The organism is Acinetobacter sp. WCHA45 (genome assembly GCF_002165255.2).
Lineage (GTDB): Bacteria > Pseudomonadota > Gammaproteobacteria > Pseudomonadales > Moraxellaceae > Acinetobacter.
The window spans coordinates 659,963-684,382 of the sequence record NZ_CP028561.1; the positions used below are offsets into that span (position 1 = coordinate 659,963).

The window sequence follows — 24,420 nt, forward strand, 5'->3', positions numbered from 1 at the left end:
TACCTGTGTTTGAGTGATGTTTGGATACAATTTCTCTTTTAGGGAATCACTCAAAAGGAAGTTAGAAAAATAACGATGGTGCGGAGCATCGCGTAATGGGAAGGTCAAGATGACTACACTTCATACGGTATCATTTCAAAAAACTGTTTTGGCGACTTTGATTGGTTTATGTCTAAATCAGTCAGTTTTTGCATTGCAAGAATTATCAGACGATGGTTTAAGTGAAACCACTGGTGAAGGCATCGCTTTACTACCCCAAGATACTTATATGATTTTCCGTGGCGCAGGTCCTAATGAGGCTACTCCATTGGCTGGAGCGGATGGGATTGCTGGTAATACGGATGATCGATTAAATGATAGTGGTTATATCCGTTACATTCCTGTTGGTCCTTTAACACCAGAAGCTAGTGCAGCTGGTGCTGGTAAAGCAGATTTGTTTTTATATGGTTTAGCAGTTTCCAAATCTGATAACAATACCAATACCCGTATAGCAAGTACTGCTGCTAATGCAAGTATTAAGAGCTGGGGAACAGCAAGTAATCCTTGGTTATTAAAGGCAAGTACTGCTTACAATGTACCTGATTTCTATGTCAATGGTACAAATGGTGGTACATCTAAAAGTTCAGTTACTTATCTTTCTATGGAAGCTCCACTTTATAATCAAAGTCTTGCTGGACTTACATCAGATACAGGGCTAGATGCTTATAAACTTAAATTGGGTTTATGGGCTGATGCCTTCGTGAGAGACCCAAGTAAAATAGAAGGTGACGCAAATCAATTTTGCTTAAATGGTTGTACTCGTAATACAAATGCTGTAAACACGGCGCAAATACCACGTGAAAATCGATTACGATTGCAGGCGATTTGGAATAATTTCAGTGTAAATGGAAGTAATTTACAATTGTTCCAAACTTTAGGGGGAGTTGGTCTTTCTGGTGATACTGGTATCAATAATGGTATGAGTAAATTTTATAATAATACTCTTGGAGCTTCTGGTATTTTGCGTTTTAACAGTGGGGATGCTGCAAATGTTAAAGCAACTTACAATGCTGGCGTATCAACAAGAACTTATAACACAGACAGAAATGCTACAGCAGCATCAACGGGATGGTCAAATACAGAGGTTTGGAATACCTATGCTAATACCAGTATTTTAGGTGGGGATAATGGCTCTGCTGGAGGATGTAATGCTGGTGGTGTCCAATTTAGTTCTGTTGCTTGTCAATTCCGTTATAGAGATCGTGCTGTAAAAGATACTGTTTCTGGAGCATCTTGGACTGCGCCAGATCCAAATGGAAGTAATGTTTTACGATTGAGTACAAGAGAAACTACAAATACTGGTTTATTGTCAACACCTGCTTTGGACGGTGGAAATGCACCAACTTTCGCTGCTGATGATGGTATTTTTATTTATAACCCAAATATAAACTTGGTCTTAGGTTCGCTTTATCAACCTGTTGTTTTTGGTTCCGATGGGAAGAATTTTAGTTTGGAAATAGCTCGGATTCCAAATAAACAAGATGTTTATACAAAAATTTATACTCGTTATGCAGGTGATACAAGTGATACAGGTGTGACCTATTATGGTTCTACTTGTAATGTTTACCAATGTGGTAGTTCAACTGTCGCTGGCTACCAAGGTGGATCTGCCTTAAATGATTATTCATCTACAGCATTAGCAGGTAAAAAACTTGCAACGCACAGTAGTATCAGTTTTGGTACTGTGAAAAGTAATGATGGTGGGCAAACTTTAGTTGCGGATAGTAGTGTTGAAGCATTAGGGATATTTTTTGGGACTCCGCAAAATAGAACGAATATTTCAGGAACCCAGATTTTTAAAGAAGCTCAATATCAACAACGTCAGCAACGTGTCGATACCACTTATATTGTGACAGATCGTTATAGACTCACAGTTTCTAGTGGTGCGGGCGGATTTAGTGGTGGTGGAACAGCAACTAGAGCAGATCCGTATGGTCAAGCTTCAATTTCCTGTAATTATACTTGGTATAGTGGCTGCTCTAACTCTGTAGATCGTTGGTACAATACTACTGGTAATCATGTTGATTGGGTTTATCTTACAAATGTAGATGCAAATGGCAATAAAATTTTTGGAAATGATGACGGCACTTATGCTCGCTATTGTACAAATACAACGACAGACTGTTTAACTTGGTACAACGGCTCTGGATTGGGTGTAGGTGGGAATGGAAATGGTTATCCTCCAACTGTAACCAATGTAAATCAAATCATTGGCGATAGTATGGCGAACCCAGGAAGTGGTCAGCGTGGTGCTGATGATTGTTGGCCTGGTCAAACTGGTGGTGCATGTAATGGTAGTTCTGGTAGTACCACAACAGATGGGTTGTATGGATTGTCACGTTTAAGCGCAGTAAATGATGGCGCGACCTCTAATACGCCTACTCCAACGCATGTAAATAATACAAACTGGACGTATGGAACACGTGCAAATGCACCTTGGTTTAGAGTTGCTGGTGGACAGGCAGCTGTTGCATATGGCTCAGGTTTAGGATCTTCTACTGCAATCACTTCTGATATTGTGCCAACTGCTGTGACAGGTGGTGTGAATCCATCCGCATTAAATAACTTTGGTTCAGCTGTGATTGACGGTTTATTAATACAGCATCTAAAAATTACAACGAAGGGATTATAAGACAGGAGTCATCATGTTTAATTTTAATGTTTTGGGCTTTAGTATTGTTACTGTTTTAGTTAGTCAGGGGTTATATGCATCTTCAATGGTTGATTTAACTGATGATGAGTTATCAAAAGTACAGGGTCAAGCATTGATGAGTCTGTCTTATATCTCTCCTGTTGATACAAAAAATTTAGAATCAACTCGCACAGGAAGTACTAAAGATATTGGTTTCTATAAATTAGGTATGGAAGCAGAAATTGAATTAAACGCAAATATTAAAAAACTACAGTTAGGCTGTGGTGGTGTAAATGGTATTGGTGACTGTGATATTGATATTGATAATTTAAGTTTAAGTGGTTTAAAGGTTGATAGTAATGGTAAACCTCTTGCAATGACTAATGAGGAAAGGGCTGCTTCTTCGGCAAAAATAACCAATCCATTTATTGAATTTGCAGTTAAAAATCCTGAGTCTGCTTCTATGCGTCAAGTTGTTGGATTTCGTTTAAGTGCAGAAAAAGCGCTAGGATTATTATCAGCTGGAACGGAAAATACTGGAGTTGCAAATGGTATTAATACTATTTCTGGCTATATGAAAGTACAGTCTGACAGTTCAGGTATCATAAAAGGGTATGCAACGACAGCAGCAACGAGAGACAATCTTTATGGTACCTATTTAAATCCAAATGATTTAGTGATTACAGGTGCCCTAACAGCATTAGGTTTAAATGGAGCCGATTTTAAGACTTCTGCTGGTGGTTTTAATATTCCTCAGATTAATAATAACTATTTTGAAATTCCAGCAATTTTAGTTAATGAAACTAGAGCAAAGTCTAAAATTTTATCAGCTCCTGTAAATGTCCCTAATATCTATATAGGTGGACCTGGTGATGCAAACTACCCTGTGAATGGGTCCGTGCAATATAACTCAAGTGGTCCACATGATCCAGCATACCCAGAGCCTTCAGCTATTTATTCACAAGGCGGTCGTGTTGAAGCAACAGTAACAAGATGCTATGGAATTTCTTGCGCTGTCGCGCAAGAAGGAGACGTATTCAAAAATGTTTATATGAATGGGCAGATTTCAAACATTACTGCAAATTTAAATCTAAATCAGTCTTTAGGTTTAATTCATAATTTACCGATTAACTCGCCATTTTCTTTATCTTTACAGCAACAAGCATTGCAGTGGCCAGGAGCGAAATCGGATGATGTTGCACAAAAAGGTTGGTGGATGTCATTTGCCGATCCAGTAAATATTGGATATGTAGTTCCGCAAGATCCTATTGATATTTCTCCACTTTTCCCTCAGATTGCAAGTGCTGTTTCCTACTATTTACGCCGTGGTGGTGGTAATGAAGCAAATACAAATGATCTTGGGGGCTTGTTAGGAAGTGGCGATTTAACAGTGAATATCGGAAATATCGATTTAAGAAATAGTGCGTTAAACTTAAATATTAGTAACCTTAAATTAACAAATCAAAATTTTGCACCTAACTGTTGGGGTGGTTTGAAGTTTTGTTAATAGCTATTTTCGGGAAGAAAGTGGTGGTTTAGTAATCAATAGCTGGTTTTGATGCTATAAGTAAAGGATATTCTAATGAAGAAAATGATGATTTTGCTCCTATTCAGCACAAGTATAGTACATGCTGAATTAAAAACTTTGGATAGCCAAGCTTTGAGAGAGGTTGAGGGGCAAGCTGGAGCAGATTTGTCATTGAAATTTTCATTAAATCATACCAGTACTTATCAATTTGATGATGGTGTTGGTGGTGTTTGCGATAAGACAGCGAATAATAATACTGGTTTAGGTTATTGTCATTTAGGACTTTCGGTAAATAAACGATTTGTTAGTAGTCGTGTGCAAGGAGCTAACACTTTGTGGGATGTACCAGAAAGTGATCCAACTTTAGCAAATCCAGCAAGAAAATTATGGCTAGTGTTCAAGGGAATCCAAGGAACTGTTGATATTCAAAAACTAGGTTTAGATGGTGTTGATTTAGTATATCAGAATGATGGTGGAATTGATCAGATTAAACCTTCTATGCAACTTAGCCTTGATGCTAGTATGCCTATTTTAATTAGAAATTTTGGTTTTAATGCACTTGCGATTGAACAAGATGATTTTACAAGTTATATCGATTCAAATGGCAAAGTGGTTGAAGGTTCTGCTAGTACCTCACCAACTAGTGGGTATGGATATTTAAAAGCAACGACTTATAACGCAACGAATGCTGCAACATCGTTATATGATCAGGGTAAGGAAACTGGGTTTGTTGGTATGAGAATGAACGGTAATCTTGCTATACAAGGTAAGATCATGATGTTTGGTTGTGATAGCAGTCATCCACGTTGCTAGAGCTAGAGATTATCAAGGATTGAAGTGATGAAAAAAAATAACCAAAATCACAATACAGCATGGTTTGCATTAAATACTTTAGCAACAAGTATGCTACTCATAAATTCTGCGCATGCATTACAAAGCTTAGATGATAGTGCATTGCGTAATGTTAATGGTCAAGATGGAGTTCATATTTCAACCTCTTATGATGAAATTAATGTTGATAAGCTTTATTGGCAAGATAATGCTGGAATAGGAACTTCGAGTAGAATAAATAGTAATTTACAAGCGACAGCTGAAAATTTTAAGATTCAGTCAACCAATGCTAATGTTTCAAACTTACCTATTTCAAATCGGACTCCAGGGACAGATTATAAAATAAATATAGGGAGTGGTAGCGGTAGTGATGCTGGTAGAACTGGACTAGATTTAGCCATTTCGGCAAATCCTTCTTTAATTACAATTGATCAATTTAAAGTATGTGACACTGAGTCTACTCAGCGTTGCAGCGCCCCAATTGGGAATATGGCAATTCAAACAAGTTCAGTTATTGATCTTAATTTTAAGACTCGTGATGGACTTTTTAGTAAAGATAAGCAAGCAACTTTAGATTTAGGATTGAAAAATGCGAATATCTATTTAGGACAAAAAGATGTTAGTAATGAGCTTAATCAACTCATACTTAAGAACTTTAATTTTAACTTTTTAGGTAAAGGCGTTATGTTTGTAGATGCCATTGGTGGCTTTAGATTACAAACTAATTCCGACGGTGTTGGTAAAGCAACAATTGCATATAATTCTAATGGCACAATAAATTTAGCATCTAGTACTCAACCAGATGCAACACATGGATATGTTGATTTTAGAAGAACTACAGATTCTGCATCTAGTAATTTAAGAAATACTGGCAGTTATGGTAATGGTGTAGTCGGTGCTGGTGGTGATACAACAAACTCAGGTTTAAATTTAGAATTTTTACTGAATAAAGATGTAAGCAAAACGTCACCTTATGTTCTTGATGGGACCAATAGTCCAAGTAATGCCAAGGGATTAATACGTGTTGGCGCAAGTGGTCGAATGGTAAATGGTTATTTACAGTTGAGAGGCTTGAATACAACAAATAAGAATAATCCAGATTATACTGGAGTAAATTATGGTAAATCTGATCAAAGTAATATTGTTGGTAAAACTAACAACTTAAGCACTGATTTATCATTAGCAGCAAATAATCCTATTACTACAACAACTGGAAATAATATTATGGGGAGTACAGGTATTGCTTTCCGTATGGCTGCTGAATTTACTAAAGATAATGATCCAATGTTGGGGAGTGATGGTAAGGCAACTACGCTAGAAATTGGTAATGCAGGTCTAAATACTTATGGTTTTGAATTTGGAAATTTAACTGGATTAGTAGCGACTGATCGTGGTTCATTTGATAGTGGCAATGTATATGTGAATCTAGCTGATACTCGAACAGTTTTATTACCTGCAAATAAACTTTTCCAAACCAGTCGATTTGGTAATGGTAATTTTTTAACTAGTAATAATGATTATATTCAATATATCTATACAGACACTCCAAATGGTATCGCTGCAAATCAAAATCCTTATAGTTTACTAGTAGCGGTTCGAGGTGCTGAATTCCAAGCAATATCTCGTCTAGGTCGTTTTACAAATAGTGCTCGAACAAATGATGCAACTGGTGCAGCAGTTCCAAATATTGCAGAGCATAATGGTACTAATCAATGGGGACTAGCATTACCTTTTTATAATTTAAATGCCAACATGGCGATTTTTGGTACCAATGTTGATGCATCTACTGCTTATGCTTATACGTCTGATTATAAAGGCTATAATAAATCATCTACAAATAAAGTTGTTGTTGGTACAGGGTTAACGCCGCGTCTAGGTTTTTCACTGGCCATGAGTACTGAGGGTGTAAGTTCTGATGGAAGTAAAACAACATCAATTTTAGTAATTGATGGTAAAAAAATAGGTGCTAATAATCAACCTGTTGATTATTATATGGGGTTGCGTAATATTGATTTATTACTCAAAGGCACTGGTAATATTGGTGTAGAAAAGGGTAGTTTAAACGTTAGTTTAAAAGATTTACTTATTGTGGCTGCAGCGCAAGTTGCTGCTGGATATCTACCAGGGACAACTTACCAAACTTGTGTATTGTCTACATCAAATGCAGGATGTAATAGCTCTGTTCCAGCTAATAATAAAGTAGCGTTAAATAATTTTGCTACATCAAATGATGTGCTATTTGGTATTAAGTTACGCGCTGGCGGTAGCATGGATTTTTCACTTATACCAAATAGTGAGTATAAGTCTGATGGAACTGGGAGTAGTTTAAATATTGTTGGTGATTTTACTTTAGACCCAAAACAAGGTAATACAATTCAAATTAGTGATCCTCTTGATGGCTCTACACTCGGTTTAGATAATTTAACGGGTAAAATGGCATTTAATAATGCAATTGTAATTGCCCCAAAAGCGAACCAGAATGGTGCTGAAGGGATGGTTAGTTTTAATTCGTCTTTTACATTGAACCCAGATCGAACAACCGATGGTGTATTTCGTGCAAGAGATATAAATCTGTACCCACCGAATACTGGTGCAGGTGCTCGTTTGGGAGAGTTAGCAATCACTGGTGGTCGCTTAACGAGTCAATTTGGTATTATGCCGCGTAATTAATATGTGCTTCATCTGTTTGGTCTAAAAAGAGTTGAATAGATGATTAGCTATGTTAATCTACTGAATATATTTTAAACATTTGTCTACGGATTAGGGCAATGAAAAAAAATAAAAAGCTAGGATGTCTATCTTTATTGCTATTAAGTCCATGTACTATGGCGATGCAACCTATGGATGACCAAAGTCTTGCTACAATGACTGGGCAGGATGGTTTGACTATTCAAGCGCAGGCAAATGTTGAATTCAAACAACTTTCTATGATAGATAATGATGGTTTATCTTATGGAAGTGGCTCTACTTTATATACATCTCCAGACTATACGAAACGAGCAGGTTTAGTGATTGGAGGGCAAACGTCTTCTAGCCCTGTTCGAGTTGTAGGGCTAAATGGTTCTAGTGAAACTATTCTTGGATTCAACGCTGTAATTGATTCAGATGCTGGAACAGTCGCCAATAAAGGTGCTTTCACAAATATTGCTTTATCTTTTAATAATAATATTACAGGAATTCGTATTTCTCCTTTTTCTGTATATGCTGCTAGTGAAGGTACTCTCTCTGATATCATTAGTAATTCATACAGTAAAAGTACTATCTATGATAGTTCTACATTAAAACCTAAAGCAGGTTTAGTGAAAGAAATAGTAAGAGTTGGTGGTGCAAGTGGGATAGATATCGTTTTTGCCGCTAATAAACCAACAGTAAATATTCAATTAGGTGCAGCACCACAAGGGCATATGGTTATGTTTGGTGGTGCAATAAATTCAATTTGTGGTTCAGGTAGTGGTTGTAATATAGTTGCTGTTTCTGACTATGATGGAAGCAATAATCCATATGGTATCGGTTTTGATTTTCAATTTACGGGTTATAATAATTCACCTTTTGGGCTGACTGGTTTTTATGCTGGTATTGAGGGTAAAAATGGCACAGATTCTGGTGGGTTAGTTTTTGGGAATTCGGGAGTTTCAGACAAATTTAACTTGAGTTTAAATAACGTAATTTTAGGGCAGTCTGGAAGTCCGTCTACGACATATCCATCAAGTACTTTTAATGGATTGCCAAATGCTTCAATTGGAAGTATAGGTGCTGTAGGTGCATCAGTTACTAACTTAAAGATGAAAGTTAGTGGGATGTAATAAGTTAGTCATTTTATTAAAGCGACCTCAGTCGCTTTTTTTATCAATATACTCTTATTAAAAAAGGTCAGCTCTGCTTCAAGTAATTAATAATCTCATCTAGTTGTTTCTCTTTCTTTACTTTTGTCCAAAGCTCTTGAGCTTCAGGATAGGCTTTGGTCATCATACCTAACCATTGCTTATAACGACCAATCATTCCAATTTCAGTTTTAAATTGACCGCTTAGAAATCGTTGTTGGAGTTCAACTAAATCTTGCCAAGAAAGGATTGAATTATCATTATTTTCACGAATACATAAGGTTAAATCTGGTGTTGTAACCGCACCACGTCCAATCATAATATCTTTGCAATCTGATTGCGCTATACAAGCTTTGGCATCTGTATTATTCCAGATTTCACCGTTGGCAATGACATTGATTTTTAGTGCCTCAGTAATTGGCTGAATTTTTTCCCAGTAAGCGGGTGGGGTATAGCCATCTGCTTTGGTACGCGCATGTATGGTAAGCCAATTTGCACCAGCATCTTCTATCGCATGTGCATTATCTAAAGTGTGGTTTTCATCTAGATAGCCCAGACGCATTTTAGCTGAAACGGGTATATGTGCAGGTACAGCATCACGAACTGCTTTAACTAAGAGGTGTACGGTTTCAGGTTCATCCAATAGAACAGAACCACCACGATGACGATTAACAGTTTTAGCGGGACAACCAAAGTTAAGATCAATTGCAGGTGCGCCGAGTTCCACAACTTTCGCTGCATTTGCTGCTAACATTTCTGGATTATTGCCAAGAAATTGAACATGAACTGGTGTACCAGCCGCAGTTTTACCTGAGTTTTTGAGTTCGGGACAAAAACTATAATAAATATGATCTGGAAGAATACTATCGGTAATACGAATAAACTCGGTTACGCACCAATCAAAACTGCCAACATGAGTGAGCACATCACGCATAATTGGATCAGTTAAGCCTTCCATTGGAGCGAGCACAAGTTTCACGATGATTATTACCTAATGAAGCGAATACTGCGTTATACGCATTTTCAGATAGGCTGTCTACTAATGTTTGAAAAGTGTTTAAACAGATTTAATTGAAAAATTAACCCATAAGTTGTCATCATCAAAATTTTCAACAAAAAGTTTAATTTTTTGTTGAGGGTACATATTTGATGCACCTAGAACAGATTTACAATCGTTGTAGTCAACGAAACCAAAAAATTCTTCATTATATTGAACGATTACTCCTTGAGGATAAAAACAAACAATTTCGGTTTCGATCATTTCCCCGATTTTGAATTTGTTTTTTAATTCGTTCCACCGCTTTAAATATTTAGATATCGACTGATCCCAGAAATTTAAAAATTCTTCTTTTTTTATTGGAGTCAACATATCTAAGCTTTCGGAGAAATTACCTTCGGGTAAGAAGAAATTAGTTTGCTCTATGCTTAAATTTGTATTTATACATTCTGATGAGTTAACAAATATCGACTTTAAACAATAATATTCCTGATCAAATTCATATAAAGTTATCTCCCCATCTGTATCTATATATTTGTAATATGAATACAAAGTTATTCCTCAAATGGCTAAGTGGTGTTGTTCAGCGTCCCAAAATCATTTCTAAAACAAACTTACTACCGATAAAACCAATTGCAAGTAAGATAAAACCTGTAATGGTAAAGCGAATTGCTTTGCGTCCGCGCCAACCGAATTTGTAATGGCCAATTAAAAGCGCACCATATAAAAACCATGAAATAATACTAAAAGCGGTTTTATGAGCAAGATGTTGAGCAAAGAAGTTATCAATTGTAAAAAAGCCAAAGAGAAGTGCAGCAGTGAGTAAGCCAAAACCTGTAATAATTAAATCAAAGAGTACCGATTCCATCACTTGGAATGGTGGAAGTAAGTTAACCCAAATTCGTCTTTTTTGTTTCTTCTTAAGTTCTCTATCTTGAAACCAAAGCAATACGGAATGAATAGTTGCCATTAGTAAAACAGCATAAGCTGACAAAGAGAGGATGATATGAAGATCTAAACCTAAGCTATGTTGTTCAATGACTTGGTTTGGTTGACTAAAAGCATATCCTAAAATTAAACCAATTACGGCAACAGGAGTGCCGATTAAATTTAATGGCAAGATTGGTCGAATGAAACTTAAAATTATACTGAGTGCTAACATCAGCCCCGAAGTAAATGACATTAGGTTAAATACATCATAATTCACGCCAATTGGTGTCATCATGTCTTGATAGAGCACCGTACTATGCAGTAGTAGCCCTAGACCAATCATAATCGAATAACACCAAAGATTTGGAGTACGTTTTGACATCAAACGTATAAACAAATACCAAAAAGAACTGGTATAGGCTACAAGTGCCAAAATTGTGTAAACCAAGGGGAGACTGATCATGTCAAACCTTTTTCAGGGGGTTGAATAATATTCACTATATAAGATGTAAATTCGCTTCGAACTACAGTATCCTATAGCATCTTACGCATAAATTTTCTATTTTAAGAAAGATTTTTTTGCAACTAGCCATTTTAAGCGGATTTCGCAATGTTTGATACCTTAACAGAACGACTCACACAGAGTTTAAGAAATGTTACTGGCTCAGGGCAGCTGACCGAAGACAATATTAAAGATACCTTACGTGAAGTACGTATGGCACTTCTTGAAGCCGATGTGGCATTACCTGTAACTCGTGAATTCATCGCGAAGGTTAAGGAAGAAGCTCTCGGTCAAGAAGTCATGACTCAGCTTTCTCCAGGTCAGGCATTTGTAAAAATTGTCTATGATGAACTCACCAAAATGATGGGTGAGGCAAATGAGACTCTAGATTTAAGCGCAAAACCACCGGTTGTGGTCCTTCTTGCTGGTTTGCAAGGTGCTGGTAAAACCACGACAGCTGCAAAATTAGCGCGTTTCCTCAAAGAGCGCCAAAAGAAAAAAGTAATGACTGTTTCTGCCGACGTGTATCGTCCAGCAGCAATTAAGCAGTTAGAAACAGTATCAAATGAAGTTGGTGTTGGTTTTATTCCATCACAAGCGTCAGAAAAACCAATTGATATTGTCAATCGTGCGATTGAGCAAGCAAAAATTCAATTTGCTGACGTTTTGATTGTCGATACGGCAGGTCGTCTACATGTCGATGAAGACATGATGGATGAGATTAAAGAATTACACGCTGCAGTTAAGCCAACAGAGACTCTGTTTGTTGTCGATGCGATGACAGGTCAGGATGCTGCTAATACAGCAAAAGCATTTAACGATGCTTTGGCTTTGACTGGTGTTATTCTCACTAAAACTGATGGTGATGCACGTGGTGGTGCTGCGCTTTCTGTTCGTGCGATTACAGGTAAACCGATCAAGTTCTTGGGTATCGGTGAAAAACTAGATGCACTTGAGCCATTCCATCCAGATCGTGTTGCACAACGTATCTTGGGCATGGGTGATGTCCTTTCTTTAGTCGAAGAAGTTGAACGTAAGATCGACAAAGAAAAAGCCGAAAAAATGGCGAAAAAATTGCAAAAAGGCGGTACCTTCAACTTTGAAGATATGCTGATGCAATTTGAGCAAATGAGTAAAATGGGCGGCATGATGGGCTTCTTGGATAAGTTGCCTGGAATGAGTAACTCTGGTATTCAAGATGCGATTGCACAAGCAAATCCTGAAAAGCAAGTGAAAAAAATGGAAGCGATTATTCAATCGATGACCATTAAAGAACGCCGTAACCCAGATTTGATGAATCCAAGCCGTAAAAAGCGTATTGCTGCGGGTTGTGGTATGGACGTTGCTGAAGTGAATAAATTAATTAAGCAACAAGCTCAAATGGCGAAAATGATGAAGAAATTTGCGAATCCGTCAGGAATGAGCAAAATGTTGAAGTCATTAGGTAATATGCAAAAACAATTTGGTGGCGGTAACATGGGACCTTTATTTGGTAGTAATGAACCAAAAAAATAACCTAAAGCTCTCTAGAAAAGGCGCAAATTGCGCCTTTTTAGTGAATGCCCAACTGATTGAAGCTGTTCATGCAGGGCATTTTCGCACTGAAGATGGATATACGATGTTTCCTCAGTTGTTCCAGATACTTCAAACATTGGTTAATGCTGACTTAAGTTGAACGTAATTTTTTAGTCCTTTAAGTAAGAGATCAGATTCAATCAAAGGTCGATGGTGTTGCAGAAATTTGGCAAATATCTCAGCATCTCCGCCTGTTAAAATCAGGTGTTTAGGTGACTGTTGCATAATTTGATCAATGGTACTAATTAGACCTAGCAAGATACCGTGATGCACAGCATCAACGGTGTTGTGTCCTGGTTTCAGATTATCGAATGCAGAATCAGGAATTTTAATACCTTTGGTATTTTGAATCAGTGAATCTCGTTGCAAATATAAATTTGGCAGAATATAACCGCCTAAATGTTGTAACCCTTCTACTAAATCAATGGTCAGCGCTGTACCACAGCCAATCACACAAAAGTTTTGATCAGGTTTTGAAATAGCTAAGACCTGTAACCAACGATCAATCCCGAGTTGACTTGGAACATCATAACCACAACGAAGTCCTGCATAATTAGCATGTACCTGAGCGAAGATAATTGGAATTTCCAAAATATCGAGGATCATTTGAATACGTTGATTATTTTCTGTATCTAAAACAGATGAAATTCCAACCTGACTTAAATTTTGATGTCTAAAATGTTGAATTAAACCTAAGAGTAAATCGGCAGGTGACTGTAAGTGTAATTCGGCAGCATGTTCAAGCACTTGATCATTTTCGGTAATCCAATACTTTAAACGGGTATTACCAATATCCAACCATAGACTTTTCATAAAATGATCACTCCTTAAATGGGTGCGAGGCGTAAACGGCCTTGATAGAAGGCTTGAACATGATCGGTTTTAATGAGTACAGCACCATCATTGGAGATGCCTTGAAAACGCCCTTGAAGCTTACCTTGCGCATGTTCAAACTCAACTTGTTGATTGAGCCATATTGCATGATGGTTAAAGCGTTCAGCTAAATTATAACTGCCATGTTCAAACCATTGAGAAGCCTGTTGAATCGCAGTGTAAAGCTCAGCAATCAGTGTTAAACGATCAGTATGAGCTAAACTGAGCATCGTCAGAGAGGTAATTGGCTGATCCGCATTTTCTACAGGGGGCGTGTTTAAGTTAATGCCTACGCCAACAATCGCTTGATGAGGGGAGAGTGGTTCAACCAAAATTCCACCCCATTTGCCTTGAGCACTATATAAATCATTTGGCCATTTAATTTGTAAACTTAGACCTTTTAAGCTTGGCATTTGTAGGATATTTAAAGCAACTTCCAGTGCAAGACGACCACCTAAAGCTGTTTTGGTTTGAATCAGTGTGCTTAAATAAATATTACCTTCAGGAGAAGACCATTGCCGTTGGTGCTGACCTCGACCTTGTGTTTGCTGTGCACTGCAAACTAATCCTGAGCTAATGCCTTTTTGTGCAATTTCACGCATATCATCATTTGTCGATGTTGTCGTCGTTTTGAGCAACACGATTTCAGGAAATTGATTTTTTGCATTAAGTAATTGCTGAAGCTGGCGAGTTGCTAAATCTTCCATTGTTTTATAAGTAGAGTGGTCATGTGTTGATGGAGTTAATCATATATTTGCTGATTGGCGCAATTGCTGGATTTACTGCAGGTTTGTTTGGTGTTGGCGGTGGATTAATTATTGTACCAATTTTATATATTGTCTTTACTCAAATGCATTATGACCCGAATGTGATCATGCATATAGCTGTGGGGACATCTCTAGCTACAATTATTGTAACATCAATTAGTTCTGTGACTGCTCACCATAAAAAAGGTGCTGTCTTATGGAATGTATTTCGTAATTTAGCACCAGGTTTGGTTTTGGGGTCTTTCTTCGGTGCAGGTGTGGCGGATTTACTCTCTGGGCAGCATTTACAGTTAATTATTGGTGTATTTGCAGTGTGGATGTCTTATAAAATGTTTAGCGGAGCGCATGCTGTTATTGATCCAAATCGCCACTTACCATCTGCACCATTACAGTTTATTGCTGGTGGTGGAATTGGGGTGGCATCTGCGATATTTGGGATCGGTGGTGGTAGCCTAACGGTACCTTATTTGAACCGTCATGGTGTGGTGATGCAAAAGGCGGTGGCAACTTCAGCGGCGTGTGGATTGCCGATTGCGATTGCTGGTGCAATCGGATTTATGTGGTTTGGTGCAAAAGAACAAATTAATGTGCCAAATACGATTGGTTATGTTCATATTTATGCTTTTCTTGGTATTAGCGCAATGAGCTTTATTACCGCTAAACTGGGAGCAAAAGTAGCACATCGCTTATCATCTGCGATGTTAAAAAAATCTTTTGCAGGCTTATTAGTTGTTGTTGGCTGCTACTTTATTTATAAAGGTTTAATTTAAGTTATCAGCCCATAATGTACTTCAATATTTGCGATCAGCGTCTCTACCAATAGCAAAACATCATCCTGTTGCCGTGCATCGATGAAAAACAGAGGGTAATTAACGCCTTGTGTTGCAAGCCAATCTCGGTACATCGAAAGCGTTCTTTCTGGTTTTTGATCAATATGAGTAATCGCAATCACAATATTATTGCCAAATGGTTTGAACGCTTCTACATACTGAGCTAGATCGAGTAGTGGATTTTCTGTGGCGTGGTCAATCATGACAATCGTACCAATTGCACCTTTGCAAATTACAGCCCAAATAAACTCAAAACGTTCTTGTCCAGGCGTCCCGTATAACCCGACTTTGACGCCATCATCTAAAGTAATCTCACCATAATCGATACCGACAGTGGTGAGCATTTTTTCATGCGATTCAAGATCAGTATTTAAAGCCTCGGTGCTGAGTACATCAATTTCCGAGAGGGCCTTTATCGCACTGGATTTACCTGACCCCATAGTTCCACCAAAGACAATTTTATATTGTTGTATAATCATAGAGTTATCCTAGGTTAGAAGCCTAAACGGTTACGTAATCGACCAAACAATTTTTTCATAAAATTTTGTTCAGTCATATTTTGATTATTTTGCGGATGATAGTTGGCTTGATGATCTTTGATAATTTTGCCGTAATTTGCACCTAAACTTGCTGCAACAAATTGTTTGACACGCTGTTCAGGTAATTTTAATTGGCTGGCTACAACTGAAATTTCAGCCCCTTTAGCAAAACAAGCAGCCATACGTAAAATATCTTGGCGCTCAATTTTATTTATTGGTTGTGGCCAAATCTCTAAATAGAAACTTGATGCAGAGGGGGGGCAAAGTTCATTAAAATCTTTTGATGCCCAAAGTAGATTCCATAACCATTGTTTTAAATCTTGTTGTGGAGTCTCTGTGATCCAAAGTTGGTCATTTTGTGTGGCGTAGGTGTAATTTAAGCTTGGATCTGTATGTAATGTTTGTAGCATCGGATTTTGCCAAACCCATTCGTTACGAGGGTCTGCAATTGCAATTAAACCATTGTGATCAAACAACTGAATTTTGCCATTTTTAGGATTGAGGATTTCTTGTAGAACTTCCCCGATTTGTTTCCGATGAATTGTAGTATTCGTTGCTTGAGTTGGGGATACTTTCTCTATCGCAGCATTTTTAGCTAAGCGCTCATTTAGCCATTGATGTAGTGAGTGAAGATGATTCAATGGTAGATATAGAATGTCATCTTCGATTGAACTATTTTTATCAGCATTATTGGCAATTTGTAGAACATTAATATGGTTATTGTTGATTAAACTTTTGATATTCGGTGAGTCAAAAAAGATATGATTGATCATCAAAATATCGAGATGTGGTTCAGCAATATTGCTCCAGTTGACTTGGATATGACTAGGAATAGCAGTTTGTATATGTTCTTTTAATTCATTCAATGTTCTGAGACTGAGCCCAAAAATTGCGATATTAACAGCTTGATGAACACTCATAATGCTACTCATAATTACTGAGCAATTCAGTAAAATTAATAAAAATGGGCTTACATTGGTAAAAGTATTATTTTATGTGATTTATATCAATAAATTTTTGGTAAATAAACTAATTTTCAGATATTCGGTTAGCACAATTTCGTAAGCTTAACTCATTGATCTTAAACATAAAGAATTTAAATTTTTAATCAAATATTTCCTTAAAATATTGTTTTTATCTTTCGATTGACTTAAAAAGCAATAAAATTGTTAGACAATGATATAGAATTTATGCAGTGAGATCAGTTAAAACAAAAAAGCGCAAATAGCATTGGAATATGCGTATCACAAAGATAGCGAGGGGATCATGAATCTCGAAGAGGCTGATAGTCTTTCTGAACAGATTGCAAAATATATTAGTGAACAAATTATTAGTGGTGAGCTGGTTGAGGGAGAGCGTATTCAAGAGCTACGTATTGCGAAAGAATTAGATGTGAGTCGAGGTTCTGTTCGTGAAGCCTTGCTACTACTAGAACGTACTTATTTAATTGAAATTTTCCCAAGACGTGGTGCAATTGTTTCTGAAATGTCAGCTCAACAAGTCAAAGCTTTGTTTGATACCAATGTCATGGTACTTGGGCATATTGTGCAACGAATTAGTGAGACTTGGAGAGTTAACGAGGCTGAACAGCTACAGACCTTATTAGATCAACTGGTTGAATTTGTACGTGCTGGGGATATTGAAAAATTCTACGATTCGATTTTTAAATATTTAGCAGATCAGCATGATATGGTGGCCAATCCCTATTTAATGCAATTTTATAAAGAACTGTTGCCTTCGTTACGTCGTAGCTACTTTTTAACTTTAAATACTTCACGTCGTGAATTACAGGAATCTTTTACCCTGTTTAAGTTAGTGATTGATGCTATTTTGATCCGAAAATCACAACAAGCCGCTTTATTTATGGAAGATTTTTGTCGACACTTACGTAACCTTGTGTTGGAATCTCTGACACGTATGAAACAGATTGAATTGGCTTGGGCGAGACGCTCACGCCGCTAGTTAGGGCAGTATGCGTTTAAGCAGTTTAAAACTTTCAGGCTTTAAATCTTTTGCCGATAGTACTACATTACATTTCAAAGCAAACCGTACTGCGGTGGTTGGACCGAACGGTTGCGGTAAATCAAATGTCATCGATGCTATTCGTTGGGTGATGGGTGAATCCAATGCACGTCAGTTGCGCGGCGGTAGTATGCAGGATGTCATTTTTACCGGGACAGCCAAACGTAAACCTGTCGGGGTTGCCAGTGTCGAACTCCGTTTTGATAATACTTATGGCAAATTAGGCGGTGCTTATAATGCTTATAGCGAGCTGGCCGTCCGTCGCCAAGTTACACGTGAAGGTAAGTCTGAATATTTCTTAAATGGTACGCGTTGTCGTCGTCGTGATATTACCGATATTTTCTTGGGAACAGGTTTAGGTCCACGTTCTTATGCAGTAATTGAGCAGGGCATGATTAACCGTCTTGTCGATGCTAAACCAGAAGAAATGCGAGTGTTTATTGAAGAAGCTGCTGGCGTATCTCGCTATCAAGCACGTCGTCGTGAGACTTTGCAGCATTTAGAACATACTGAGCAAAACTTAGCGCGTTTAGAAGATATAGCGGCTGAATTAAAATCCCAACTTAGAAGTTTAAAGCGCCAGTCTGAAGCCGCAATTCAATATAAGACCCTAGAAGGGCAGATTCGAACTTTAAAAATTGAAATCCTTTCGTTCCAAGCGAATCAGAGTCAGAAATTACAGCAAGAATATACTGTTGAAATGACGGCACTGGGCGAAAATTTTAAACTGGTTCGTTCTGAATCTCAAACCATTGAACATGATCTTGAAGCCACCAGTGCTTTATTTCAGCGTTTAATTCAGCAGTCTTCGCCTCTGCAGCATGAATGGCAACAGGCTGAGAAAAAGCTATCTGAATTAAAAATGACCTTGGAACAAAAACAGAGTTTATTCCAGCAAAACAGCAGTAGTTTGGTTCAACTTGAACAGCAAAAATTACAAACCAAAGAGCGTTTACAATTATCAGAGTTACAGGTCGAAACTTTAACAACTCAATTTGATGAGCAAAACGAAAGCTTACTTGCTTTAGAACAGCAGACACAAACGGCTGAGCAAAATTTTAGCGATGTTCAAGCACAACATAAGCAAGCACAACAGCAATTTGAACAACTGAAAATCCAAGTCGATCAGCAACAACAAAAAAAATTGCAGATGGCAGCGCAAATTGAGCAGTTGGGTAAGAATGTGCTACGGATTGAGCAGCAAAAGCAGACCTTGCAAACACAAACCACTCAGATTCGTGCTCAGGTTCAGGATGATGAACAGGCGCAGTTAGAACAATTGCAGCAGCAACTGCAACAGGAAATTATTGCGTTAGAAACTGCGATTGAACAATTACAGCAGGATGTTCAGACTAAGCAAGATCAACAACAGTCGAACAAAATAGATCTGCAAAGCCTGAAAACTGAAATTCAGGTTTTATTGGCTGAACAAAAAAACCTGAATCAGCTTGTCGCAAAGCAAAGCCCGAAGCAGGATCAACATGCAGTTCGATTGATGCAAAGCCTACGTTTAAGCACTCAAGCTAAAACGCATGCAAGCATTATTGAGAAGTTCTTAGCCAAATGGTTACAAGCGCAGTTGATTGAGAATGAGCAAGCCTTTCAAGAAGGTATCGCACGACAGTTAAAATCATCACAACAGCAGCCTGTTCAAATTGCAGAGCTGACTTGTTTAAGTGAATGGATTGAAGCCCCGCAGTCTTCATTATGGGCAAATGTTGCTGTGGCTGAGAATCTGTCAATCGCCTTAGCGCATCAAGCAGAACTCCAACAGACACAGTCGATTTTAACGCTGGATGGTTATCATGTCGGCGCAGACTGGGTGATTGCGCTGCATTACGATGAAGACAGTCAAACTGCGCAGGGTATGCTCAGTCATCAGGTGCGTTTAGAGGAAATTGAACAGCAACTGGTACAGAAGCAACCGCAACTGCTTGATCTGGAACATCAGTTTTCGCAACAGCAACAGGCTTTACAACAGCAGCAACAGCGCTTGCAGCAACAACAACAAAACCTGAAGCAAAAGCAAAAAGAACTGCAACAACTGGATGTACAAATTGCCAAACTGCAAAGTACCGGACAGGCTTTTGTGCTGCAACAGCAGCAACTGGCAGAGCAACTGAAACAACTGGATGTGCAACTTGAAGAAGATGCCATGCAGCGTGATGATCTGGAAATTGATTTACATGCATTGGCACTCAAACTCGAAGCAGTATTGCCAAATTATAAAACCTTGCAGTTTCAGGTGGAAAACTTGAATGAGCAGTTGGATGAGCAACAACAGCAGTTGACTCAACAACAACAGCAACGTGAGGCTTTACGCCGCCAGACCTCGCAAGCCAATCAGCAAATTGAGTTATTGGAAAAAGATATCTCGTTCCTGAAAACACAATACCGTCAAATCATCGAACAAATTGAGCAGGCCAAGAAGTTTGTTGATCCGATTCAGCTTGAGCTGCCGAACTTGGAGTCTGAATTTCACGAGCAATTCCAGCAAACAGAAAAGCTACAGAAAACATGGAATGAATGGCAGCTTGAACTCAATCAAGTACAAGAGAAACAGCAACAACTCACAGAACAACGTCATCAAGCTCAACAGAAAGACGAGCAGGTGCGTGAGCAGTTGGAACAAAAGCGTTTAGCATGGCAGGCAGCAAAATCAGATCGTGAACATTATCTGGAACAGCTGAAAGAATTAAATGCGGAAGCTTTATCTGATCTGTCGATAGAAATGAAAGATCATCAGCAAAAACTGGAAAAAGCGCAGCAGCAATTCGAAAAAATTGGTGCAGTGAATTTGGCTGCTTCACAAGAATACGAAGAAGTTTCACAGCGTTTTGATGAGCTGAGTCATCAGATGCAGGATCTACAAAATACGGTTGATCAGCTTAAAGACGCGATGAAAAGTATTGATCAGGAAACGCGTAAGTTGTTTATGACCACTTTTGATCAGGTCAATCAAGAGTTACAACTGCTATTTCCAAAGGTATTTGGTGGTGGTGAAGCGACTTTAAGCCTTGAAGATGATTGGCAGTCTGGGGTGAAGTTGATGGCACGTCCACCTGGCAAACGTAATAGTTCTTTGGCACTATTATCTGGTGGTGAAAAGACCTTAACTGCTCTGGCTTTAGTATTTGCGATCTTTAGGTTAAATCCAGCACCTTTCTGTGTATTAGATGAAGTTGATGCACCACTTGATGATGCCAACGTACAGCGGTATTGTAATTTGGTAAAAGAGCTTTCTGAACAGGTACAATTCATTTACATTACACATAATAAATTGGCGATGACAATGGCAACTGATTTATTGGGAGTGACCATGCCAGAGCCAGGTACATCAAAATTAGTGACTGTCGATTTAGAACAGGCAAAAGAATACGGGTTAGTTGCGGAGTCCTAATATGGAAATGAATACAATAATAGGCATTGTTATTGCCGTTGTGATTATGCTCGTTGGTTTGATAATGATTTTAAGAAAACCAAAACCAGTTGAGCCTTCACTAGAAGCAGATTTGCACATTAATCCTGAAAGTAATCAGCCTGTGATTCCACGTCATGTGAGAGATCAACTTCTACAAAGCAATGTCGCCGCTACAGTTGAACGCGTTGAACCAAGTTTTAACACAGCACCGATTGAAGCAAAAGCGTCAGTTGAAACAACTGCTGCAGAAAATATTGTAAAAGCGAGTGAAACTGATGTTGTGATTGAACCTGAGCCAGTCGTTGAGTCCACTACGAGTGCAAATAAACTAGAGACAATTCTTGAATCGCAGTCTCAAGACGAAGTTGAAGCGCTTTTAGCAACGCCAGAAAAAGCTGAGGATGAGAAAGCTGAAACAGAGCTTAGCTTAAACCCAAATATTGCAACTGTTGAAATTGAAGAATTTGATGGTGAAAGCAATATTCTGGATGTGCATCTGCATGAGCAGCAACGCTGTGATGATGAAAGTGCATTGGCGACTGCTGAACAGATCATTGCCCTTAATGTTTATCCAAACCCACGCCGTGCTTTGTCTGGTGATAAAGCTCTCAAAGTATTGTTGAAATACGGTCTGCGTTTTGGAGAGATGTCTTGCTTCCATCGTTATGAAAATACCGATGAGCCAAGCCCATTAATGTTCTCTGTATTACGTGTCACAGATAATGGACCTGCTGGTTTTGATTTGGAAAGTTTGTCGGGAGAACAAGTACAGGGATTAGCGTTCTTTCTTGCCTTACCAAATAGTAAAGCTGTAACAGGTTATGACATGATGACCAGTATCGCAGGCTTAATTGCGCGTGAGATTGATGGTAAGGTCTATGATGAAAACAATCTTGAATTCACGCCGCAGTTGAAGGAACATTGGCGTCATCATGTGATTGATTATCGTCCAAATCAAGCAACCGTCTAATGAATCTTTTATAATAAATTTAATGAAAGACATAGGGCGGTTTTCCGCCCTTTTATATGGTGAAATTTAAATGGAACAAAACTCAGTTATTGAGCAAATGCGTCAATTGATTCAATTGATCGCTAAACATAATCATGCTTACTACGTGATGGATCAACCTACGATCACCGACAGTGAGTATGACCATTTATTTCATCAACTTAAAGCATTAGAACAACAGTATCCTGAGTTTATGCAAGCTGATACACCCACGAATAAAGTTGGTGGACAAGCATTATCAAAATTTGAAAGTGTGACTCATGCAGTGCCGATGCTGTCTTTAGGTAATGTGTTTAATCAGGAAGACCTGTTTGCCTTTGCACGCCGTATTGATGAGCGTCTACCGAATCAAAAAGTGCAATACGATGTTGAACTTAAACTCGATGGTTTAGCGATTTCACTGTGGTATGAAAATGGTGTGTTGGTTCGTGGTGTAACTCGTGGCGACGGTGAAACAGGTGAAGACATTACTCAGAATGTAAAAACCATTCGGAATCTACCTAAAGTATTATCAAGTCAGCATCAAGCCATTCCAGAGTTCTTAGAAGTTCGTGGTGAAGTCTTAATGCCTAAATCAGGTTTTGAAAAGCTGAATGCTGACCAAGAGGCGAAAGGAGAGAAAACCTTTGCCAATCCGCGTAATGCTGCGGCAGGGAGCTTAAGACAGCTTGATCCAAATGTTGCTGCTTCGCGTCCATTGGCGTTCTATGCGTATGGTATCGCGCAGTGTGTCCCAAATCATGGTTTGGCTACGATGCACGATAGTTTGCATTGGCTGACCAAATTTGGTTTTGAAATTGCTGAACGTCAATTCTTGTGTGCTTCGATTGATGAGGTACAGCAACGCTATGAACAAATCCAACAAGAGCGCCCAGATCTTAAAGTTGAAATTGATGGTATGGTGATTAAGGTGGACAGCCTTAAACAGCAACAACAATTGGGCTTTTTAAGTCGTGAACCGCGTTGGGCAACAGCTTATAAATTCCCAGCACAAGCCGCTTTAACCAAAGTTGAGAATATTGACTGGCAAGTGGGCAGAACAGGAACTTTAACGCCTGTTGCGCGTTTAGCACCTGTCTTCGTAGGTGGTGTGACTGTATCGAATGTGACTCTACATAATATTGGTGAAATCCACCGTTTAGATGTCCGTGTAGGCGATACTGTGAGTGTCTACCGTACTGGTGATGTGATTCCAAAAGTTGAAAAAGTTTGGGCTGAGTTTCGACCTGCCGATGCAGAGATGGTTCATCTTCCGACCAATTGTCCAGTCTGTGATTCACCTGTAGTGATGCCAGAAGGTGAGGCATTGGCACGTTGTTCAGGTGGCCTGTATTGTGCAGCACAACGGATTGAAGCCATTCGTCACTTTGTATCCCGTAAAGCGCTGGATATCGAGGGCTTGGGGGATCGTTGGGTAGAGTCGTTATTACATCTCGATTTACTCAAAGATGTCGCTGATATTTATCATTTGCATGAACATCGTGACACCTTATTGACCATCGAGAAAATGGGTGAAAAATCCGTTCAAAATCTGATTGATGCAATCGAAGCAAGTAAGAAAACTACCTTGGCACGTTTTATTTATGGCTTAGGTATTCGTGGTGTCGGTGAAACTACAGCACGCATGTTAGCCAATACTTTCCAAACTTTGGATGCTTTGAAAGTAGCCGATGTTGAAGCACTTAAGAAAACGCCAGATGTCGGTGATATTACAGCAGAGTGGATTGCAGACTTTTTCCAAGCACCACATAACATTGAAGTACTCGATCGTTTATTGGCAGCAGGTATTCATTGGGATGCACCAACTGCACCAACACGTCAACCATTGAATGGTGAGAGTTGGGTGGTGACGGGTACACTGGAAACCATGGGACGTGATGAGGCGACACAAAAGTTACAAGCTTTGGGTGCACGTGTCAGTGGCAGTGTTTCTAGTAAAACCAAATGTGTTGTTGCTGGTGAAAAAGCGGGAAGCAAATTGGATAAAGCGCAAAAGCTTGAGATTCGCGTGATGAATGAACAAGAATTTTTGGCATTTTTAGCGCAGTATGAAAATTAATTTCTTTCTTCTCGAGTTAATTTAAAGTTGATCCTTGAGAAGAAA

At 38.6% G+C, this 24,420-nt stretch carries 18 protein-coding genes; 11 read left to right on the forward strand and 7 right to left on the reverse strand.

From position 1 onward, the window contains the following. Window positions 1-109: 109 nt before the first annotated feature. From CDG55_RS15615 to CDG55_RS04540, 5 genes are all read left to right on the forward strand, one after another. A complete protein-coding gene (locus tag CDG55_RS15615) occupies window positions 110-2,671 on the forward strand; it encodes a hypothetical protein (RefSeq protein WP_087536740.1) in 2,562 nt (853 codons plus the stop codon). 13 nt (window positions 2,672-2,684) lie between these two features. Beyond that, window positions 2,685-4,178: a hypothetical protein gene (locus tag CDG55_RS04525; RefSeq protein ID WP_087536741.1), complete on the forward strand. Its 1,494-nt coding sequence runs from the start codon at window positions 2,685-2,687 to the stop codon at window positions 4,176-4,178. 75 nt (window positions 4,179-4,253) lie between these two features. After that, window positions 4,254-5,012 carry a hypothetical protein gene (locus CDG55_RS04530; protein ID WP_087536742.1) on the forward strand — a complete coding sequence of 253 codons (759 nt, stop codon included), beginning with the start codon at window positions 4,254-4,256 and terminating at the stop codon, window positions 5,010-5,012. Between the two features lie 27 nt (window positions 5,013-5,039). Then, window positions 5,040-7,700: a DUF6160 family protein gene (locus CDG55_RS04535; RefSeq protein ID WP_087536743.1), complete on the forward strand. Its 2,661-nt coding sequence runs from the start codon at window positions 5,040-5,042 to the stop codon at window positions 7,698-7,700. Between the two features lie 98 nt (window positions 7,701-7,798). Then, window positions 7,799-8,833: a DUF6160 family protein gene (locus CDG55_RS04540; RefSeq protein WP_087536744.1), complete on the forward strand. Its 1,035-nt coding sequence runs from the start codon at window positions 7,799-7,801 to the stop codon at window positions 8,831-8,833. A 67-nt stretch (window positions 8,834-8,900) separates the two neighbouring features. Here CDG55_RS04540 and CDG55_RS04545 read toward each other — a convergent pair whose 3' ends face one another. From CDG55_RS04545 to CDG55_RS04555, 3 genes are all read right to left on the reverse strand, one after another. Beyond that, complete coding sequence (locus tag CDG55_RS04545) at window positions 8,901-9,830, reverse strand: tRNA dihydrouridine synthase (RefSeq protein WP_087536745.1); 930 nt, start codon at window positions 9,828-9,830, stop codon at window positions 8,901-8,903. A 78-nt stretch (window positions 9,831-9,908) separates the two neighbouring features. Further along, window positions 9,909-10,400 (reverse strand): hypothetical protein, encoded by a 492-nt coding sequence (locus tag CDG55_RS04550; protein WP_087536746.1) that lies wholly within the window; start codon window positions 10,398-10,400, stop codon window positions 9,909-9,911. A gap of 31 nt (window positions 10,401-10,431) precedes the next feature. Then, window positions 10,432-11,241, reverse strand: a complete 810-nt coding sequence (locus tag CDG55_RS04555; RefSeq protein WP_087536747.1) for a cytochrome C assembly family protein — start codon at window positions 11,239-11,241, stop codon at window positions 10,432-10,434. A gap of 147 nt (window positions 11,242-11,388) precedes the next feature. Here CDG55_RS04555 and ffh point away from each other — a divergent pair, with 147 nt between their 5' ends. Then, window positions 11,389-12,795: a signal recognition particle protein gene (gene ffh, locus CDG55_RS04560; RefSeq protein ID WP_016652919.1), complete on the forward strand. Its 1,407-nt coding sequence runs from the start codon at window positions 11,389-11,391 to the stop codon at window positions 12,793-12,795. Between the two features lie 129 nt (window positions 12,796-12,924). Here ffh and CDG55_RS04565 read toward each other — a convergent pair whose 3' ends face one another. Beyond that, window positions 12,925-13,668 carry a pantothenate kinase gene (locus CDG55_RS04565; RefSeq protein WP_005158532.1) on the reverse strand — a complete coding sequence of 248 codons (744 nt, stop codon included), beginning with the start codon at window positions 13,666-13,668 and terminating at the stop codon, window positions 12,925-12,927. Between the two features lie 14 nt (window positions 13,669-13,682). Next, window positions 13,683-14,435, reverse strand: coding sequence for a biotin--[acetyl-CoA-carboxylase] ligase (locus CDG55_RS04570; protein WP_087536748.1), 753 nt, complete (start codon window positions 14,433-14,435; stop codon window positions 13,683-13,685). Window positions 14,436-14,464: 29 nt separating this feature from the next. Here CDG55_RS04570 and CDG55_RS04575 point away from each other — a divergent pair, with 29 nt between their 5' ends. Beyond that, entirely contained in the window at window positions 14,465-15,265 is an 801-nt protein-coding gene (locus CDG55_RS04575) for a sulfite exporter TauE/SafE family protein (protein WP_087536749.1), read from the forward strand. Here the strand turns inward: CDG55_RS04575 and CDG55_RS04580 are convergent. Both CDG55_RS04580 and CDG55_RS04585 read right to left on the reverse strand, forming a co-directional pair. Next, complete coding sequence (locus tag CDG55_RS04580) at window positions 15,262-15,804, reverse strand: GTP-binding protein (RefSeq protein ID WP_005158504.1); 543 nt, start codon at window positions 15,802-15,804, stop codon at window positions 15,262-15,264. The genes CDG55_RS04575 and CDG55_RS04580 overlap by 4 nt on opposite strands. 14 nt (window positions 15,805-15,818) lie before the next feature. Continuing rightward, a complete protein-coding gene (locus tag CDG55_RS04585; RefSeq protein WP_087536750.1) occupies window positions 15,819-16,784 on the reverse strand; it encodes a hypothetical protein in 966 nt (321 codons plus the stop codon). A gap of 346 nt (window positions 16,785-17,130) precedes the next feature. Between CDG55_RS04585 and CDG55_RS04590 the strand changes: the two genes are divergently transcribed. From CDG55_RS04590 to ligA, 4 genes are all read left to right on the forward strand, one after another. After that, the gene (locus CDG55_RS04590; protein WP_004663651.1) at window positions 17,131-17,826 is read left to right on the forward strand and encodes a GntR family transcriptional regulator; all 696 of its coding nucleotides are present in this window, start codon (window positions 17,131-17,133) and stop codon (window positions 17,824-17,826) included. Window positions 17,827-17,836: 10 nt separating this feature from the next. Next, window positions 17,837-21,286: a chromosome segregation protein SMC gene (gene smc, locus CDG55_RS04595; protein ID WP_087536751.1), complete on the forward strand. Its 3,450-nt coding sequence runs from the start codon at window positions 17,837-17,839 to the stop codon at window positions 21,284-21,286. A 1-nt stretch (window position 21,287) separates the two neighbouring features. After that, entirely contained in the window at window positions 21,288-22,277 is a 990-nt protein-coding gene (locus CDG55_RS04600; RefSeq protein ID WP_087536752.1) for a cell division protein ZipA C-terminal FtsZ-binding domain-containing protein, read from the forward strand. A gap of 70 nt (window positions 22,278-22,347) precedes the next feature. Further along, a complete protein-coding gene (gene ligA / locus CDG55_RS04605; RefSeq protein ID WP_087536753.1) occupies window positions 22,348-24,375 on the forward strand; it encodes an NAD-dependent DNA ligase LigA in 2,028 nt (675 codons plus the stop codon). The last annotated feature ends 45 nt before the right edge of the window (window positions 24,376-24,420 follow it).

What these genes read in the sequence shown, in the direction of transcription:
- CDG55_RS15615 (WP_087536740.1), top strand. Translation starts at nt 110, where the DNA reads ATGACTACACTTCATACGGTATCATTTCAAAAAACTGTTTTGGCGACT.
- CDG55_RS04525 (WP_087536741.1), top strand. Translation starts at nt 2,685, where the DNA reads ATGTTTAATTTTAATGTTTTGGGCTTTAGTATTGTTACTGTTTTAGTT.
- CDG55_RS04530 (WP_087536742.1), top strand. Translation starts at nt 4,254, where the DNA reads ATGAAGAAAATGATGATTTTGCTCCTATTCAGCACAAGTATAGTACAT.
- CDG55_RS04535 (WP_087536743.1), top strand. Translation starts at nt 5,040, where the DNA reads ATGAAAAAAAATAACCAAAATCACAATACAGCATGGTTTGCATTAAAT.
- CDG55_RS04540 (WP_087536744.1), top strand. Translation starts at nt 7,799, where the DNA reads ATGAAAAAAAATAAAAAGCTAGGATGTCTATCTTTATTGCTATTAAGT.
- CDG55_RS04555 (WP_087536747.1), bottom strand. Translation starts at nt 11,241, where the DNA reads ATGATCAGTCTCCCCTTGGTTTACACAATTTTGGCACTTGTAGCCTAT.
- ffh (WP_016652919.1), top strand. Translation starts at nt 11,389, where the DNA reads ATGTTTGATACCTTAACAGAACGACTCACACAGAGTTTAAGAAATGTT.
- CDG55_RS04565 (WP_005158532.1), bottom strand. Translation starts at nt 13,668, where the DNA reads ATGAAAAGTCTATGGTTGGATATTGGTAATACCCGTTTAAAGTATTGG.
- CDG55_RS04570 (WP_087536748.1), bottom strand. Translation starts at nt 14,435, where the DNA reads ATGGAAGATTTAGCAACTCGCCAGCTTCAGCAATTACTTAATGCAAAA.
- CDG55_RS04575 (WP_087536749.1), top strand. Translation starts at nt 14,465, where the DNA reads ATGGAGTTAATCATATATTTGCTGATTGGCGCAATTGCTGGATTTACT.
- CDG55_RS04580 (WP_005158504.1), bottom strand. Translation starts at nt 15,804, where the DNA reads ATGATTATACAACAATATAAAATTGTCTTTGGTGGAACTATGGGGTCA.
- CDG55_RS04585 (WP_087536750.1), bottom strand. Translation starts at nt 16,784, where the DNA reads ATGAGTGTTCATCAAGCTGTTAATATCGCAATTTTTGGGCTCAGTCTC.
- CDG55_RS04590 (WP_004663651.1), top strand. Translation starts at nt 17,131, where the DNA reads ATGAATCTCGAAGAGGCTGATAGTCTTTCTGAACAGATTGCAAAATAT.
- smc (WP_087536751.1), top strand. Translation starts at nt 17,837, where the DNA reads ATGCGTTTAAGCAGTTTAAAACTTTCAGGCTTTAAATCTTTTGCCGAT.
- CDG55_RS04600 (WP_087536752.1), top strand. Translation starts at nt 21,288, where the DNA reads ATGGAAATGAATACAATAATAGGCATTGTTATTGCCGTTGTGATTATG.
- ligA (WP_087536753.1), top strand. Translation starts at nt 22,348, where the DNA reads ATGGAACAAAACTCAGTTATTGAGCAAATGCGTCAATTGATTCAATTG.